The organism is Nonomuraea angiospora, assembly GCF_014873145.1.
Lineage (GTDB): Bacteria > Actinomycetota > Actinomycetes > Streptosporangiales > Streptosporangiaceae > Nonomuraea > Nonomuraea angiospora.
Map to the genome: position 1 here is coordinate 10605393 of NZ_JADBEK010000001.1, position 14638 is coordinate 10620030.

Here is a 14638-nt window from a genome sequence, read left to right on the forward strand (position 1 = left end):
CCTCCGGTAAGTTCCCGGATCATTGATCAGCCGGTCGCGAAGGCGCGGGCATTCCCGCATGCGCCAGTGAACCGGCCGGGGCGGGAGGGTTCGAGGTCGTGGACGCGGACAGAGCCGCGTGGGAGCAGCGCAGCGTGGTGCGGGTGGTGCCGCCTGTCGAGCCGAGGAAGCTGGCGAAGGTGCCCTTCGTCGAGCTGGCCGACGGGCGGTTGCAGGGGGTCGTGTCGAGCGGATCCGACATCGAACGGGTCTACGTCTCGTCCATCACCGCCGGTACCCACGCGTTGAGTTGCAGCACCAACAACAACCGGCCGTGCGGCGCGCTGCACGGCTACGCCTGCAAGCACATCCGCCAGCTGGCCGACGAGGCGGTCCTGCAGTACGGGCTGGACCGGGTGGCCCGTTACCTGGGAGTGGAGGTGCCGGAGGGCCAGTCCCTGATGTCCTCCATCAACGGGCCGGTCGAGCGCACCCCGGCCGCCGTGGTGTTCAGCAGGTTCCTGCGCCACCTGGCCTACCTGGAGGTGCCCGACAGCACGGAGCCGCTGGCCGAGCTGCACTGGTTCCCGGCGACGAGGGCGGTGCGATGATGCTCGACGTACAGCTCGGAGAGCTCCTGGGCGACGCCCCGGCCGGGGTCGGCGAGGCGCTCGACCTGGTGACGGGGTTCGACGACGCGCTCACCCACGGGTTCGCCCGGCTCGGCGAGGAGGCCTCCGGGGCGCTGGCCGCCCTGGCGGGCGCGCTGGCCGGCAGCCCGATCGGCGACCGGCTGGCCGAGGCGGCGGAGAAGGTGAGCGCCGGGTCGGTCGGTGACGAGCACCTGGCGGCGCTGGCCGGCGGGCGGGCCGCGCTGCTCGGCGCGGTGCACGACGCGCTGCTCGCCCGGTTCGACACGGCGCTGGGCCGCACCCGCGCGACCTGGGAGCCCGCCGCCGACGCGGGCGACCCGGCGGGCGTGCTCGCCGCGTGCCGGGGCTGGCTGCGCGAGCTGGCGATCACCGGCTGGCGCGGAGTCGACCACGACGTCGTCTCCTCCGCCGACCCGGCGATCGAGGCGCTGCTGGCCACGCCCGGGCTGCGCGGGCTCGCGGTGCTGCTCGACGGCCTGGCGGCGGAGCTGCGGGCGTCCTGCCCGGTGGGCACGATGGAGCGGCTGCCCGTGCGCAGGTGGGCCGACCTGTGGACGCGTGCCCTGCTGCTGTCCCAGAAGGGCACGTGGCACGGCGCCGCCGAGCCGGTCTCGGGGCGGCTGCTGATCCTCGGCGCCGACGTGCACGAGCACGCCACCGTGGTGCGGGTGCAGGTTCACGGCATTCTCGAGCCCGCGGGCGGCGCCCCTTCCCGGCTGGTACGCACGAGCGTGGCGGCCGCGAAGGTGGACACGATCTCCGGCCCGTCCGTGTGGCGGCTGCTGGGCGACCACCCCGTGCTCATGGGCGCGCTGGCCGGGCACCTCAGCCTGGAGCTCGCCGACATGCCGCTGCTGCCGGGCGGCGACCTGGTGTGGCACGACGGGAAGGCGAGCGCCGGCGCGGCGGCCGACCCGTTCGCGACCGCGCGGGTCCAGCTCGCCGAGGCCGTGGCCCCGGCGACCCCGCCGCTCGACCGCCATCCCGTACGCATCGCGGAGCCCGTCTTCCTGGAGGGCTACACGATCCGCGACGAGACGCTCGACCTGGGCGGCAGCTCGCTCCCGGTGGCCCTCGACCGGCTGCCGGCCTGCGGGCCGCTCACGCCCGAGCTGGTGTCGGCCTCCTCCGCCTGCGTCGGCCTGATGCGCTGGGACGGCGGGCAGTGGCTCCTGCAGCCGCTCGCCGTGCAGGCCACGGTCAAGAAGAAGGCCGTCACCGCGCACAACGGCGACTGGGCCATGGGCCCCACCGACCCCAAGGTCGTCAAGGCCGAGGCCAAGGCCGGCGACGTGGTCGCCGTGCTGCGCGAGCGAGCAGGGCGGCTGCTGCGGAAATGACCGACACCGACAACGACACCGACAACGACACCGGCAACGACACCGGCACCCGCAACGTGCAGGACGCCGACGCGACCCGCCGCCAGGTGCTCTACTGGCGCCTGCTGTCGCGCGTGTTCGGCGCCGACGAGCAGCCCACCCTGGAGCGGGCGAGCGTGGCCATCGTCGACGACCTCGGTCTCCCCGCCGCCCTGCTCGACCCCGGCGTCTCGATCGACAACCTCGTGCAGCGCTTCCCCGGCCTGGCCGAGGAGCTCCAGGACCTCATGGCCGAGAAAGACCATGAGGACGGCGGCGAAGTCCGCCGCGCGGCCCTGGTCTCCAAGCTGCTGCTCAACGTGTTCTCCACGGGCACCGGCAACGTCACCGCGAGCAAGCTGGAGAGCTGGAAGAAGGACGCCGGCTGGTTCGAGCGCGGCATGGGCTGCGAGCCGGGCGGGCTGCGCCACAGCCCCGGCGACGAAGAGGTGGCCGCGGTCCTGGCGGGCATCGAAGGCGACCTGGTCAAGCGCATGCACCTGCGCGAGGTGCTGGCCGACCCGGCGCTGTCCCGGCAGCTCACGCCCAGCATGTCGCTCATCGAGCAGCTGCTGCGTGACAAGTCCAACCTGTCGGGCGTCGCGCTGGCCAACGCCAAGGCGCTGATCCGCAGGTTCGTGGACGAGGTCGCCGAGGTGCTGCGTACCCAGGTGGAGAAGACCAGCGTGGGCGTCATCGACCGGTCGGTGCCGCCGAAGCGGGTCTTCCGCAACCTCGACATCGAACGCACCATCTGGAAGAACCTCACCAACTGGAGCCCGGAGGACCAGCGCCTCTACGTCGACCGGCTCTACTACAAGCAGACCGCCCGCCGCACCACCCCGGCCCGCCTGATCGTGGTCGTCGACCAGTCGGGCTCGATGGTGGACGCGATGGTCAACTGCACCATCCTGGCGTCGATCTTCGCCGGGCTGCCCAAGGTGGACGTGCACCTCATCGCGTACGACACCCGGGCCCTCGACCTGACCCCGTGGGTGCACGACCCGTTCGAGGTGCTGCTGCGCACCACGCTCGGCGGCGGCACCGACGGCACGGTGGCGATGGCCCTGGGCCGGCCGAAGATCACCGATCCGCGCAACACCGTGATGGTGTGGATCTCCGACTTCTACGACAACCGATCGCTGATCAACGACTTCGAGGCGATCCACCGCTCGGGGGTCAAGTTCATCCCCGTCGGCTCGGTCAACAGCTCCGGACACGCGAGCGTCGACCCGTGGTACCGCCAGAAACTCAAGGACCTGGGCACCCCGGTGATCTCAGGCCATATCCGGAAGCTCGTCCTCGAGCTCAAGAACTTCCTCGCTTAGGAGATTTCACCCATGAGTGACGACATGCTGCGCGCCCCCGCAGAGGTGAAGTACGCGGAGGAGCTCGACTGGCTGGAGTCGATCGACGACGGCCCCAAGCCGTTCTCGTGGCGGCTGAGCCCCCGCATGATCAGGCTGTTCATCCTCGGCTCCGAGCGCTCCGACGGGCTCGACCGGGAGATCTCCCAGAAGTGGTTCGGCGACCGCAGCTTCGTCGAGCGCAGCATCGTGACCCTGGCCTCCGACCGGGGCCTGCTGCTGATCGGCGACCCGGGCACCGGCAAGAGCTGGCTGGCCGAGCTGCTGTCCGCGGCCATCTCCCGCAACTCCACCCTCGTGGTCCAGGGCACCGCGGGCACGACGGAAGACCACATCAAATACTCCTGGAACGTCTCCATGGTCATCGCCAAGGGCCAGTCCCGCGAGTCGATGATCCCCTCGCCGATCATGACGGCGATGGAGAACGGCGTGATCGGCCGCTTCGAGGAGCTGACCCGCTCGACCAGCGACGTGCAGGACGCGCTGATCTCGATCCTGTCGGAGAAGTACGTCTCCATCCCCGAGCTCGACGACGACAACATCGTCTTCGCCCAGCCCGGCTTCTCCATCATCGCCACCGCCAACAGCCGCGACCGGGGCGTCAACGACCTGTCCTCGGCCCTCAAGCGCCGCTTCAACTTCGTCCGCATCCCCGTCGTGACGAACAAGAAGAGCGAGGCGGAGATCGTCCGCTTCCGCACCGAGGAGCTGCTGCGCCGGCACAGGATCGAGCTCGACCTGCCGCCGACACTGCTGGACATCCTGCTGCAGAGCTTCGCCGACCTGCGTACCGCCGCCGCGTCGGCCACCAGCGACGACGAGAAGCTGGAGTCGGCGCTGTCCACGGCCGAGCAGATCGGCGTGCTCGAGGACGCCATCCTGCACAGCCACTTCTTCGGCGACCGGGTGCTGCGCGCGCAGACCCTCGCCGGCTCGCTGGTCGGCTCGCTGGCCCGGCGCAGCCCCGAGGACCTCGCGATCCTCAACAAGTACTGGCACGGCGTCGTCGAGCCCCGCAGCAAGAAGGACGGCGGGGAGTGGCCGGAGTTCCTCGAGGGCGGCCGCGAGGCCATCGCCACGCTCTCATGACCGGCCAGACGAGCCCGTTCGGCGCGCTCCGCGAGCAGCTCCTCGACGCCGCCGCCGCGTTCGCCGGCAGTCCCGTGGCCGTGTCGGACGTCCTGTCCGGCCTGGTGGACGACGTGGACCGGGCGCTGCGCGAGGAGCTGGAGATCTTCCCGGTCTGCCACCACTCGCCGGCCTCGGCGCTGGCGATGGTGCGCAGGCTGCGGGAGAAGCAGCCGAAGGTCATCTACCTGGAGCTCTGCGAGGACCTGCAGCCGCTGCTGACCGAGCTGCGCAACTGCCGGCTGCCGGTGGCGGTGCAGGCGTTCGCGGCCGAGATCGACGGCTTCCCGCCGTCGTGGGCGCCGCTCAGCGTGGTGGCGCCCATCACCGAGGCGTCCGCCGAGTACCAGGCCATCTCGTACGCGCTGGAGACCCCGGGCGTCGAGCTGGTGCTGGTCGACCGCTCGACGGACCACGTGTTCCAGTGGGCGCCGAACGAGGAGCCCGGCAAGAAGGAGCACGCCGAAGAGGCCGGCCTGCACGGCGACGCGGTGGGCGTCGAGCTCGGCGACCTGCGCCCGCGCTTCGCCGAGCTGGAGGAGCACCTGCTGCACCACGGCAAGGTGCGCCACTGGTCCGAGTGGTGGGACCAGTACGTCGAGCAGCCGCTGGCGGGGGCGGACTACGACACCTACCGCCAGGTCATGGTGCTGATCGGCAGCCTGTTCCGCCGCCTCGACCGCGACGGCGGCCGGCGGACCGTGGACGAGGACCGCGAGCGCTACATGTGGACCAGGATGCGCGAGCACCTGGCCGCCTCGGGCGCCGACCCGGCCGACTGCCTGTACGTGTGCGGCGCCTTCCACGCCGCCAGCCACGTCGAGCAGTTCGGGCTGAGGTCCACGGCCACCTTCGAGATCACCCCCCGAACCGGCACGAAATGGCTGTACGGCCTCATCCCGTCCAGCCACTCGGCCATCGAGGCCCAGTTCGGGCTGGCCTCCGGCTCGGTGTCGATCGCGGCGGCGACCTGGGACAAGTCGCTGACCCGCAGCAAGCTGACCCCGTTCCAGCTGGCAGGGCAGAGAGGCACGCGCAAACGCGGGGCCAAGCTGCCCGCGCCCGTCCCCCAGGGCGAGGTGGCCGACCGGCTGACGGGGTTCCTGTCGAAGCCACCCGTGCTCGACGAGCTGGACGAGGCCGAGCTGCTCGGCTGGAGCGTGGAGATCGTCCGGCTGGCCCGCCGCAACGGCTACCTGGCCAGCACCGCCGACGCCATCGCCGTGTTCGAGACCTCGATCCTGCTCGCCGGCATGCGCAACCGGGCCAGGCCCACCCCGTACGACTTCCAGGACGCGGCCGTCACCTGCATCGAGAAGGACGTCGTGCCGGGCCGCCGCGACGTGCGGCGGCTGTGCGAGATCATGCTCGGCGGCGACCGCGTCGGCGAGGTCGGCTACGACGCCCTGCCGCCGCTGGCCCGCAACGTGTACGACCGGCTCGCGCCGCTCAAGCTCGACCTGGAGAAGCGCACGATCCAGCGGGCGCTGCTCGACCTCAACGCCAACCCCGAGCTGGCGCCCTGCTCCGACCTGCTGTGGATGCTGCGCTACCTGCTGCCGTCGGACGCCGTGCGCCCCATCATGGGCGAGCGCAGGCTGGGGGAGCGCTCGATCCAGGAGAGCTGGGACGTGGCGTTCGGCAAGCACCAGCGCTCGATCATCGAGCTGGGCTACGAGGGCGTCACCATCGAGCAGGTGGTGGAGCAGCGGCTGCGCCGTTCGGTGTGGGACCCCAAGGCCACGGCGGCCGTCGCGCTGGCGGCCGTCGAGGACGCGGTGCTCTTCCTCGGCAGCCGGCGCTTCGCCGACGAGCTCGGGCAGCGGGCGGTGGAGCTGCTGGCGTCCGAGCGGAGCGTGGACGACGCGCCCGAGGTGCTGCGCAGGATCCGGCGGCTGATGTCCTACTACCGCGCCCACGAGCCGGAGCTGCCGGCCTGGTGCGAGGAGTTCGCGACCTCCGGCTACGCGCATTACTGCACCCTCCTGCCGACGGCCTTCGTGGACGACGACACGGGGGCGCGGCAGGTCGCGGCCATGCTGGGGTTCCTGTTCTCGATGGAGAGCCTGGCGCTCTCGCTGGGCTGCGACCGGGCCCAGCTGGAGCTGGCCGTGCAGCAGTCGCATCCGGAGGCGCCGGACAAGGTCGCGCTGCTGTGGGCGGCGCGCTCCCAGCTCGGGCTGCTGCCGCTGGCCGAGCTGCGGGCGCGGTGCGACGAGCTGCTGGCCAACCCGCTGGTCGTCCCGTCGTTCCCGCTCTACATCCTGGGGTTCGTCCAGGCGATGGAGCCGGTCCCCGCCCTGTCGGGCTTCGTGGTGGAGGTGATCTCGAAGGCGTTCGGGCAGCTGCCCGACCGGGTGCTGCTGCCGTGGCTGCCGAAGCTGATCACGACGCTGCGGGACCAGGCGGGCGAGCTGATGCCGATGCTCGTACGCGAGGCCGGGCGCACCTTCCCCGGCACGCTGGCCGCCGTGGACGGCTGGGTGCCGCCGTGGACGGCGCGTCCGGCCGCTGTGCCGGTCGGGTCTGGGCCGGTCCGATCGGGGCCGGTCGCGTCGGGGCCGGTGGCCGAGCTGCTCCTGGGGCATCCGGCCGCGTGTGACGCGGTGGCCGGGCTGCTCGGCTGCGAGGGCTCATGGCAGGCACCGCCGGCGCCGGCGCCGGGCCGCGGGGAGGTCGCCGCGCTCCTGGCCGGCCACCCGGAGCCCGCTCTGGCGCTGGCGGGCCTGCTCGCCTGACGCCGCAGGCGGCCCCGTCCGGTACGGGGCCGCCCGCGCTCGGCCGGTCGCTGACCGGCCACTCCGGCTGGGTGCGGTCGGTGGCGCTGGGCCTGCTCGACGGCCGGCCGGTCGCCGTCAGCGGCAGCCGCGACCAGACCGCCCGCACGTGGAGCCTCGCCACGGCCCGCTGACCGCGATCCGCGACGCCTCCTTGGTCAGGCGCGCGCTGCGGCGGGCGCCCGCATCTCGCGTTCCATGCGCTGGAACTCCTCGGGAAGCTCCTCCCGGGTCTCCTCGATCCGCAGCGCGGTGCCGAGCGCGAAGAGCGTGGGAGCCCACTGCCCGACGAAGATGCCCCACCGGTCGGCCCGGTCGATGCCGGCGCGCTCGTACTTGAGCGAGGCGGTCCAGGTCGCGATCGACAGCCCTACCGAGGCCAGACCCGCTGTATACAGCATGCTGGACCGGATGCCCATCTTGTGGAGCGTTCGAATCATGACGTTCTCCCTGAGAGCGAACGAGTGTTGCTGCCTACGCCTCGCTGCCCGCGACGGGTGGACCGATGTGGCGGTTGGCGGAAGATTGACGTCCGGGGGCGGGCTCTTTGCTCACGCTCCGCTGTCACGAGGCAACGTTTCCTTACGGTGGAGCGCGATGGCCAGGCCGGTCCCCAGGGCGGCGGTCACCACCAGGAACGCCGGCCCGCCGCCGTAGCGGTCGGCGAGAGGGCCGGCCACGATCGCGCCGGTGGCGCTGCCGATCTGCCCGGCGGTCGTCAGCCAGCCGAACAACGTACTGCTGCGCCGGCCGGCGGCACTGGCCGCCAGGTGGTCGTTGGTCGCCAGCCACGGTGCGAGCGCGACGCCGAACACGGTGATCGCGACGGCCATCGGCGCGATCGTGCCCGGCACGGCCAGCGGCAGCGAGGTCGCGGCGAGCGTGCCGAGCAGCCACAGGTAGCGGTCGCGCTGGGAGCCGTGCGTACGGCGCGCCGCCAGGATCAGTCCTCCGGCGAGGCTGCCGGCCGACCAGAGCGCGACCAGGAGCCCGGACTGTTGCGGCGCGCCGGCGTGGGCGGCGAAGGCGGGCACGAGCACCCACATCGCGCCCATGCAGATCCAGTAGGCGAGGTAGGCGGCGCCGAGAGTGCGTACGGCGGGCATGGCCAGCAAGGACGGCCCGGCGTGGTGGACCCGGTGCGGCAGGGCTGGCGCGAGCGCGATCCCGGCCGCCAGGGCGAGCGCGCCGATCAGCGCGCTGGCGACGAGCGCGGCGGCGGGACCGGCGAGCGTCACCCAGCCGCTCACCCATAAGGGCGATCCGATGTAGACGGTCTCGACGGCGACGGCGTTGGCGGCGTAGGCCCTGGCCGGGTCGTCGGAGGAGGTGAGGCGGGGCAGCATCGAGCGCACGCTGCTGGAGATCGGCGGGGTGCACAGACCCGACAGGGCCGCCGCGCCGACGGTCTGCAGCGGGCCGTGACTGATCGCGAGGGCGAGCTCGCTGGCGAGGAAGAGCGTGCCGGAGGTGATCAGGATACGCCGGTCGCCGAAGCGCGGCAGGCCGCGCGACCACCACGGCGCCGACAGCGCCATGCCCGTCGCCGCCGCTCCACCGGCGAGCCCGGCAGTGGAGAAGCCACCTGCCTGGGCCCCTACCAGCGCGATGAGCAGCGGCCGCATCGCGATGGGCAGCTGCGCGACGTTGAGGCAGACAATCAGCCCGGAGAGGCGTACATTCATAAGTTATGAATGTTCGATCACGGCATGCCGCAAACCTGCTGGGCGCGTCCTCGCTGCTCGTGGCGGGTATGGTCCGGGAGGCGGTGACCGCGTCGGTCGGCGCGGGTGGCTCGCTCGGTGAGGCGTTGATCGCCATCAAGGATCAGCCGGGCCGTACGGCGGACTGGCTGAGCACGGTGCTGCAGATCTCCCAGCCGGGCACGGCACACCTGATTCGCCGGCTGACCGAGCAGGGGTGGGTCGTGCGAGGCAGCGAGGGACGCGCCCGCCCGCTGCGCCTCACCCCGGAAGGCGAGCGCGTGGCGGCGGCGGCGCTGGCGGCCCGGGAGGCCGTCCTTGAGGGGCTGATCGATCGGTTGAGCGACGAGCAGCGCGAGCAACTGGTGGCGATCACCGGGGCGCTGCTGGGGCCGGAGGCGCGGAGCGAGGAAACGCTGGCCAGGCTGTGCCGGCTGTGCGACCGGGGCACGTGTTCCGCATGCCCCGTCTACGAGGGATTGCGGGGCTGATCGGCCGTTCCGGCGTCGCGCGCAGCCCGCGCGGGCCGGCAGCCCGGCCGGCCCACGCGGTGTCCCTGCTGCCGGTACGCATCCTTTCTGGTCGGCGCCTAAGCGCGATCACCGCTCACACCCGGAGATACGCGGAGGATGCGAGAAGAGTTCACACTTGGCCCGGAGGATTGATCAGTGCAGGTCAGGCGGGGCGGCGTTGAAGACGAGGCGCGGCGGGCGGCCGCCGAACAGCTCGCTGACGGTGACGAACCGGTAGCCGCGCCCGGCCAGCTTCCGCAGCACGCGCGGGATGGCCCGCACGGTCGTCGGATGGATGTCGTGGAACAGGATGACGCTGCCGGGCCGCACCGCCCTGAGCGCCCGGCGGGCCACCGTGGCGCTGCTGCGGTAGCGCCAGTCCAGGGTGTCCACGCTCCACAGCACCATCGGGCGGCCGGTCTGGCGGCGCACGGTGGCGTTGAGCGCCCCGTACGGCGGGCGGACGAGCCTGGGCACGACGCCCGTGACCGCCCTGATCGCCTGGTCGGTGCGGCCCAGCTGGGAGCGCACCCGGGCGGGCGACAGCCTCGTCAGGTCGGGGTGCGACCAGGTGTGGTTGCCGATCTCGTGCCCGGCCGCGACGGTGCGGCGCAGGACGCGGGGGTAGGTCACGACGTTGCCGCCCACGACGAAGAACGTGGCGCGGGCGTGGTAGGCGGCCAGGTAGGCCAGCAGCGTGTCGGTGTAGGGGCCGGGGCCGTCGTCGAACGTGAGCGCCACGCACTTGACGTGGCGGCAGTCGACGCGGGGCCGCGACCGGGCCTCGGTCCTGTCGCCGGGGGCGGACATCGCCACCACGCCGGGCGCTCCGGTCGCCGCCGCACCCCATGCCCCGGATGCCGCCCTGTTCGCAGCCGTGCTCGTCGCCGCATACGCCGTCGTGCTCGCCGCCGCATTTGCCGCCGTGTTCGTCGCCGCGCCCGGTGGGGGAGCCGCATGGGCGGCCGGGGAAGGGGCCGCCAGCGTGCTGGCGCCGCAGGTCAAGGCCACGAGCACCGCCGTGGCGACCGTCCTGGCCGTCCCCCGCCCGGCCCCGCCCAGGAAGGGCGGGTGTGCCCTCGCACCGATGTCCATCGCTCCCCCTCGCGCACCGCCCCCGGCGCCTCTCCCCATAGTGACGACCCCGGCGGGGATCGTTCCACTGAGTACGACAACCGCCGCCCGCTCCTGGTTCGCCGGAGACCGCTTTCCAGATGACGGAACCCCGCACCACCGCCCTCACACACCGCTTCCCTGCGCGGGGGTCCTCATTCGGGGAGCCGGTAGTGAGGAGGGGGCGGTGGTCCCGGGGGCGAGGTGAGCGGGCCCCGTCAGCGGGACCAGGAGCGCTGGACGGCGTCGTGGACGCGGCGGCGGGCCGGGGGAGGCACGTCGCCGTCGGCAGCCGCCGGGAGCGCGGGCCGCGCGGGCGGCACGAGCACCGCGGACTCCTCGTCCGTCACCGGCCGCTCGATCTCGGTGAACGCGCCGTCCACGCCGCGCACGATCACGCCGGTCTCCACCCCGTGCGCCAGCGTGTGCCGGTCGCGCGCCAGCAGACCGAGGCAGATCCGGCGGGCGATCACGAACCCCAGCACCGGCCCCGCGACCACCAGGACCCGGAAGATCCACGTGGTCGCGTACAGCGAGATGTGGAAGGTCGAGGAGAGCACGTCGTTGCCGCCGGCCAGCCAGAGCACGCCGTAGTAGACGATCCCCGCGACCCCGAGGCCCACCCGGGCCGGCGCCTCGCGCGGCCGGTCCAGCAGGTGGTGGATCGCGTGGTCCCGGGTGATCCACCGCTCCACGAACGGGTACACCGCGAGCCCGGTGAACAGCAGTCCGGGCGCCCCCAGGGCCGGGATCAGCACGCTCATGGTCACCGTGTGCCCGAAGACCGTGAGCTCCCACGGCGGCATGACCCGCAGCGCGCCCTCGAGGAAGCCCATGTACCAGTCGGGCTGCGAGCCGGCGCTGACCGTGCTGGGCGCGTACGGGCCGTACAGCCAGATGGGGTTGACCTGGAACACCGTGGCCAGCGCCGCCACCACCGCGAGCACCCACAGGAAGAACACCGTCGTCTTGGCCAGGAACGCCGGGAAGAACGGCGCGCCCCGCACCACCCCGTCGTCCAGCCCCTTGGCCCTGAACTGGGTGTGCGTCTGCCGCCACGTGAGCACCACCGCGTGCAGCGGCAGGAGCACGAGCAGCAGCCCGGGGATCAGCAGCACGTGCAGGCTGAACAGCCGGGAGATGATGTCCTCGCCGGGGAACTCCCCGCCGAACAGGAACATCGCCAGGTACGTGCCCACCAGCGGCACCGAGATCGTGACCCCGTGCAGGATGCGCAGCCCCGCGCCGGACAGCAGGTCGTCGGGGAGCGAATATCCGAACAGCCCGTTGAGCATCACCAGCCCGAACAGGGCCACGCCGATCAGCCAGTTCAGGTCGCGCGGCTTGCGGAAGGCGCCGGTGAAGAAGTTGCGCAGCAGGTGGATGACGATGGCGCCCAGGAAGACGAGCGTGGCCCAGTGGTGCATCTGCCGCATCAGCAGGCCGCCGCGCACCTCGAAGCTGATGTCCAGCGTGGAGGCGTACGCCTGGCTCATCTGCACCCCACGCAGCGGCACATAGGCGCCGTCGTAGACCACTTCCTCCATGGTCGGCTTGAAGAAGAACGTGAGGAAGACGCCCGTGAGCAGGACGATCACGAACGCGTACAGCGCGATCTCGCCCAGCAGGAAGGTCCAGTGATCGGGAAAGACCTTCCTCATCGCCTTCTTCAGGAAACCGGCCCCGCCGATCCGATCGTCGAGCGCCTGGGCCAGTGAGCTGACCTTCATAGTCACCCCGCCTATGACTGGATGGGTACGTCACAGACAAGACGGACTGGGACTGGAAAATGTGACAGTCAGGCGAAACGTTCTACGGTGACCGGAATCAGGCCCTGCTCGCGGATCGCCTGCCGGAGGTGGTCCAGCAGCGCCCCGAGCACGCCGGCCGGGCCGCTCCCGAGCCGTACGGTCACGTCCACGCACCACGCGATGCCCGCGCCGATGCTGCGTAGCTCCCACGCGTAACCGTCGGCCGACGCCCGGCCCGCCACGCGCGGGTCGTCGGCGGGCTCCAGGCGCAGGGCCGCGCGGGCGTTCGCGAGCCCGTCCGCGTCGAAGTCGCCCGCGAACAGGATGCGGTAGCGGCGCGCGTCCGGCGACGAGCCCAGGTTGAGCGGGGCGGCCGTGGGCAGGGGCTGGCGCTGCCGGAAGAGTCCGCGCAGCCGCCCCTCCTCGGGCAGTTCGCCCCCGCCGAGCCGCGTGTACGCCTGCGCCGCCGCGCGCCGGTCCATCGGGGTCACCAGCGCGCGGAGCCGGGCGTCGGAGCGCACCTCGCGGCTCACGTCGGGGGAGGCGGACCACGTGCCGCTCTCCGGGCTCCACACGGCGCTGTCGATGCCGGCGGCGGTGTAGTCGTGGTGGAGGGCGAACTCCTCCACGAGGATCCCGTCGGGGCCGGAGATCAGGTAGTAGTCCATCCGCCCCATGATTGTCCTGGGCGCATGGCACGGCAATCTCACACGCGGCGACTCTCCGGCCAGTTCGGGCGGCACGCCGCCGGTGTCCACGACGATCCGCTGGAGCGCGACGGTCGGGTCGGCCATCCAGAACTCCGCATGCCCGGGGCGGTTCGGGGCAGAACTGCACCGGGCTCTAGAAATGCCGTCTAGTGTGAAATGTCCCTTTTTGTCAGGTTGTGGGAGGCATCACCGATGCGGAACCCCCGGACCGTACTCGTCGGCACCTTCGCCACGGCCCTGCTCCTGGCCGTCGGCTGCAGCTCGGGCGGCGACTCGGGCGGTGGCCCGGGCGCGCCCGTCAAGTCGCAGGAGCAGGGTCCGGTGGCCAAGCTGTCGATCACCCCGGCGAACGGCACGAAAAAGGTGGCCCCGGACGCCGGGGTCAGCGTCAAGGCCACCGACGGCAAGGTCACCAAGCTGACCGTCGCCGACGCCAAGGGCCATGAGGTGCGCGGCACCTTGGGCGCGGACGGGACGTGGCACCCCACGTGGCCGTTGCGGCCCTCGACCGCCTACACGGTGAGCGCGCAGGCCACCGGCACGGACGGCAAGCCCGTCACCGCGCGGGCCACGTTCACCACGCTCAAGCCGAAGCGGGCGCTGGAGAGCGGCATGTCCCCGCTGGACGGCGAGAAGGTCGGCGTCGGTATGCCCGTCCAGCTCCTGCTGTCGCAGCCCGTGACCGCCCAGAAGGATCGCGCCGCGGTCGAGAAGTCGCTGGTGGTGCGGATGTCCAAGCCGGTCGAGGGCGCGTGGAGCTGGGTGAGCGACCGCGAGGTCCAGTTCAGGCCGCGTGAGTACTGGCCGGTCGGCGAGAAGGTCACGGTGGTCGCGCACCTGGCCGGGGTGCGGGCGGGGCGGGACCTGTGGGGCACGAGGGACCGCAGCCTGACGTTCACCGTCGGCGACGAGCACATCACCGAGGTCAGCAACGCCACCCACCAGGCGGTCGTGCGGGAGAACGGCGAGGTCGTCAAGACCATCCCGGTCAGCCTGGGCAAGCCGGGGGACGACAGCTGGTCCGGCGTCATGATCGCCCAGGAGAAGGCCGCGGAGACCGTCATGGACTCGGCCACCATCGGCAAACCGGGCGAATACCGCATCCGCACCAAGTGGAACGTCCGGATGACCTACAGCGGCACGTTCTTCCACGCCGCGCCCTGGTCGACCGGCGCGCAGGGCAACAGCAACGTCAGCCACGGCTGCGTGAACGCCAGCCCGGCCAACGCCCGCTGGTTCTACGAGTTCACCCAGCGAGGGGACATCATCGAGGTCAAGGGCACGTCGCGGAAGCTCCAGTTCGGCAACGGACCGACGCCGTGGGCCAAGTCGTGGGACGACTGGCTGGCGGGCAGCGCCCTGGGCAAGCCGATCAACAGCTGAGCGCCGTCCCGGATGACCCTGTTACGTCACCATCCGGGCCGGGCATGGTCTGGGAGGCACACTGAAAGGGTCATCGCCGTCGAGGGAAGGGCGTCGTGATACTGCGTGCCGAATGACGGAATCGGACGGGGATTGGCCCGGCTTCCCGCCGTGGCCCTGTGGCTGCTGGTCTGGCTGTTGAACGTCTACGAGTTCCTGCTGACG

General features: G+C 71.9%; 12 protein-coding genes. 7 read left to right on the forward strand and 5 right to left on the reverse strand.

Annotated elements, in window-relative coordinates; all coding sequences use genetic code 11:
* Positions 1-98: 98 nt before the first annotated feature.
* The 5 genes from H4W80_RS48890 to H4W80_RS48910 are packed head-to-tail and all read left to right on the forward strand — an operon-like array spanning position 99 to position 7223.
* The gene (locus H4W80_RS48890; protein ID WP_192791313.1) at positions 99-590 is read left to right on the forward strand and encodes a hypothetical protein; all 492 of its coding nucleotides are present in this window, start codon (positions 99-101) and stop codon (positions 588-590) included.
* Positions 587-1972 carry a hypothetical protein gene (locus tag H4W80_RS48895; RefSeq protein WP_318787408.1) on the forward strand — a complete coding sequence of 462 codons (1386 nt, stop codon included), beginning with the start codon at positions 587-589 and terminating at the stop codon, positions 1970-1972. The genes H4W80_RS48890 and H4W80_RS48895 overlap by 4 nt, the downstream gene beginning before the upstream one ends.
* A complete protein-coding gene (locus H4W80_RS48900; RefSeq protein WP_192791314.1) occupies positions 1969-3318 on the forward strand; it encodes a VWA domain-containing protein in 1350 nt (449 codons plus the stop codon). Before H4W80_RS48895 ends, H4W80_RS48900 begins: the two co-directional genes overlap by 4 nt.
* Positions 3319-3330: 12 nt before the next feature.
* Entirely contained in the window at positions 3331-4446 is a 1116-nt protein-coding gene (locus tag H4W80_RS48905; protein ID WP_192791315.1) for an ATP-binding protein, read from the forward strand.
* Complete coding sequence (locus H4W80_RS48910; protein WP_192791316.1) at positions 4443-7223, forward strand: DUF5682 family protein; 2781 nt, start codon at positions 4443-4445, stop codon at positions 7221-7223. Before H4W80_RS48905 ends, H4W80_RS48910 begins: the two co-directional genes overlap by 4 nt.
* 197 nt (positions 7224-7420) lie before the next feature.
* Here the strand turns inward: H4W80_RS48910 and H4W80_RS48915 are convergent, their stop codons facing one another.
* Together H4W80_RS48915 and H4W80_RS48920 are read right to left on the reverse strand one after the other, a co-directional pair.
* On the reverse strand, positions 7421-7702 hold the full coding sequence (locus H4W80_RS48915; RefSeq protein ID WP_192791317.1) for a hypothetical protein: 282 nt from the start codon (positions 7700-7702) through the stop codon (positions 7421-7423).
* A gap of 111 nt (positions 7703-7813) precedes the next feature.
* The gene (locus tag H4W80_RS48920; RefSeq protein WP_192791318.1) at positions 7814-8947 is read right to left on the reverse strand and encodes an MFS transporter; all 1134 of its coding nucleotides are present in this window, start codon (positions 8945-8947) and stop codon (positions 7814-7816) included.
* A 5-nt stretch (positions 8948-8952) separates the two neighbouring features.
* Here H4W80_RS48920 and H4W80_RS48925 point away from each other — a divergent pair, with 5 nt between their 5' ends.
* The gene (locus H4W80_RS48925) at positions 8953-9456 is read left to right on the forward strand and encodes a MarR family winged helix-turn-helix transcriptional regulator (protein WP_192791319.1); all 504 of its coding nucleotides are present in this window, start codon (positions 8953-8955) and stop codon (positions 9454-9456) included.
* 174 nt (positions 9457-9630) lie between these two features.
* Here the strand turns inward: H4W80_RS48925 and H4W80_RS48930 are convergent, their stop codons facing one another.
* The 3 genes from H4W80_RS48930 to H4W80_RS48940 all read right to left on the reverse strand — a co-directional run bounded on the left by H4W80_RS48930 (position 9631) and on the right by H4W80_RS48940 (position 13135).
* A complete protein-coding gene (locus H4W80_RS48930) occupies positions 9631-10572 on the reverse strand; it encodes a polysaccharide deacetylase family protein (protein ID WP_225964084.1) in 942 nt (313 codons plus the stop codon).
* A gap of 236 nt (positions 10573-10808) precedes the next feature.
* Positions 10809-12320 (reverse strand): cytochrome bc1 complex cytochrome b subunit, encoded by a 1512-nt coding sequence (gene qcrB / locus H4W80_RS48935; RefSeq protein WP_192791320.1) that lies wholly within the window; start codon positions 12318-12320, stop codon positions 10809-10811.
* Positions 12321-12388: 68 nt separating this feature from the next.
* Positions 12389-13135, reverse strand: a complete 747-nt coding sequence (locus H4W80_RS48940) for a hypothetical protein (RefSeq protein WP_192791321.1) — start codon at positions 13133-13135, stop codon at positions 12389-12391.
* 108 nt (positions 13136-13243) lie between these two features.
* Between H4W80_RS48940 and H4W80_RS48945 the strand changes: the two genes are divergently transcribed.
* A complete protein-coding gene (locus tag H4W80_RS48945) occupies positions 13244-14434 on the forward strand; it encodes a L,D-transpeptidase (RefSeq protein ID WP_192791322.1) in 1191 nt (396 codons plus the stop codon).
* Positions 14435-14638: the final 204 nt, after the last annotated feature.

Bases quoted from the DNA above. Each gene is read 5' to 3' on its own strand.
- H4W80_RS48930 (WP_225964084.1), bottom strand. From the start codon at position 10,572: ATGGACATCGGTGCGAGGGCACACCCGCCCTTCCTGGGCGGGGCCGGG.
- H4W80_RS48915 (WP_192791317.1), bottom strand. From the start codon at position 7,702: ATGATTCGAACGCTCCACAAGATGGGCATCCGGTCCAGCATGCTGTAT.
- H4W80_RS48910 (WP_192791316.1), top strand. From the start codon at position 4,443: ATGACCGGCCAGACGAGCCCGTTCGGCGCGCTCCGCGAGCAGCTCCTC.
- H4W80_RS48945 (WP_192791322.1), top strand. From the start codon at position 13,244: ATGCGGAACCCCCGGACCGTACTCGTCGGCACCTTCGCCACGGCCCTG.
- H4W80_RS48940 (WP_192791321.1), bottom strand. From the start codon at position 13,135: ATGGCCGACCCGACCGTCGCGCTCCAGCGGATCGTCGTGGACACCGGC.
- H4W80_RS48920 (WP_192791318.1), bottom strand. From the start codon at position 8,947: ATGAATGTACGCCTCTCCGGGCTGATTGTCTGCCTCAACGTCGCGCAG.
- H4W80_RS48905 (WP_192791315.1), top strand. From the start codon at position 3,331: ATGAGTGACGACATGCTGCGCGCCCCCGCAGAGGTGAAGTACGCGGAG.
- qcrB (WP_192791320.1), bottom strand. From the start codon at position 12,320: ATGAAGGTCAGCTCACTGGCCCAGGCGCTCGACGATCGGATCGGCGGG.
- H4W80_RS48895 (WP_318787408.1), top strand. From the start codon at position 587: ATGATGCTCGACGTACAGCTCGGAGAGCTCCTGGGCGACGCCCCGGCC.
- H4W80_RS48900 (WP_192791314.1), top strand. From the start codon at position 1,969: ATGACCGACACCGACAACGACACCGACAACGACACCGGCAACGACACC.
- H4W80_RS48925 (WP_192791319.1), top strand. From the start codon at position 8,953: ATGAATGTTCGATCACGGCATGCCGCAAACCTGCTGGGCGCGTCCTCG.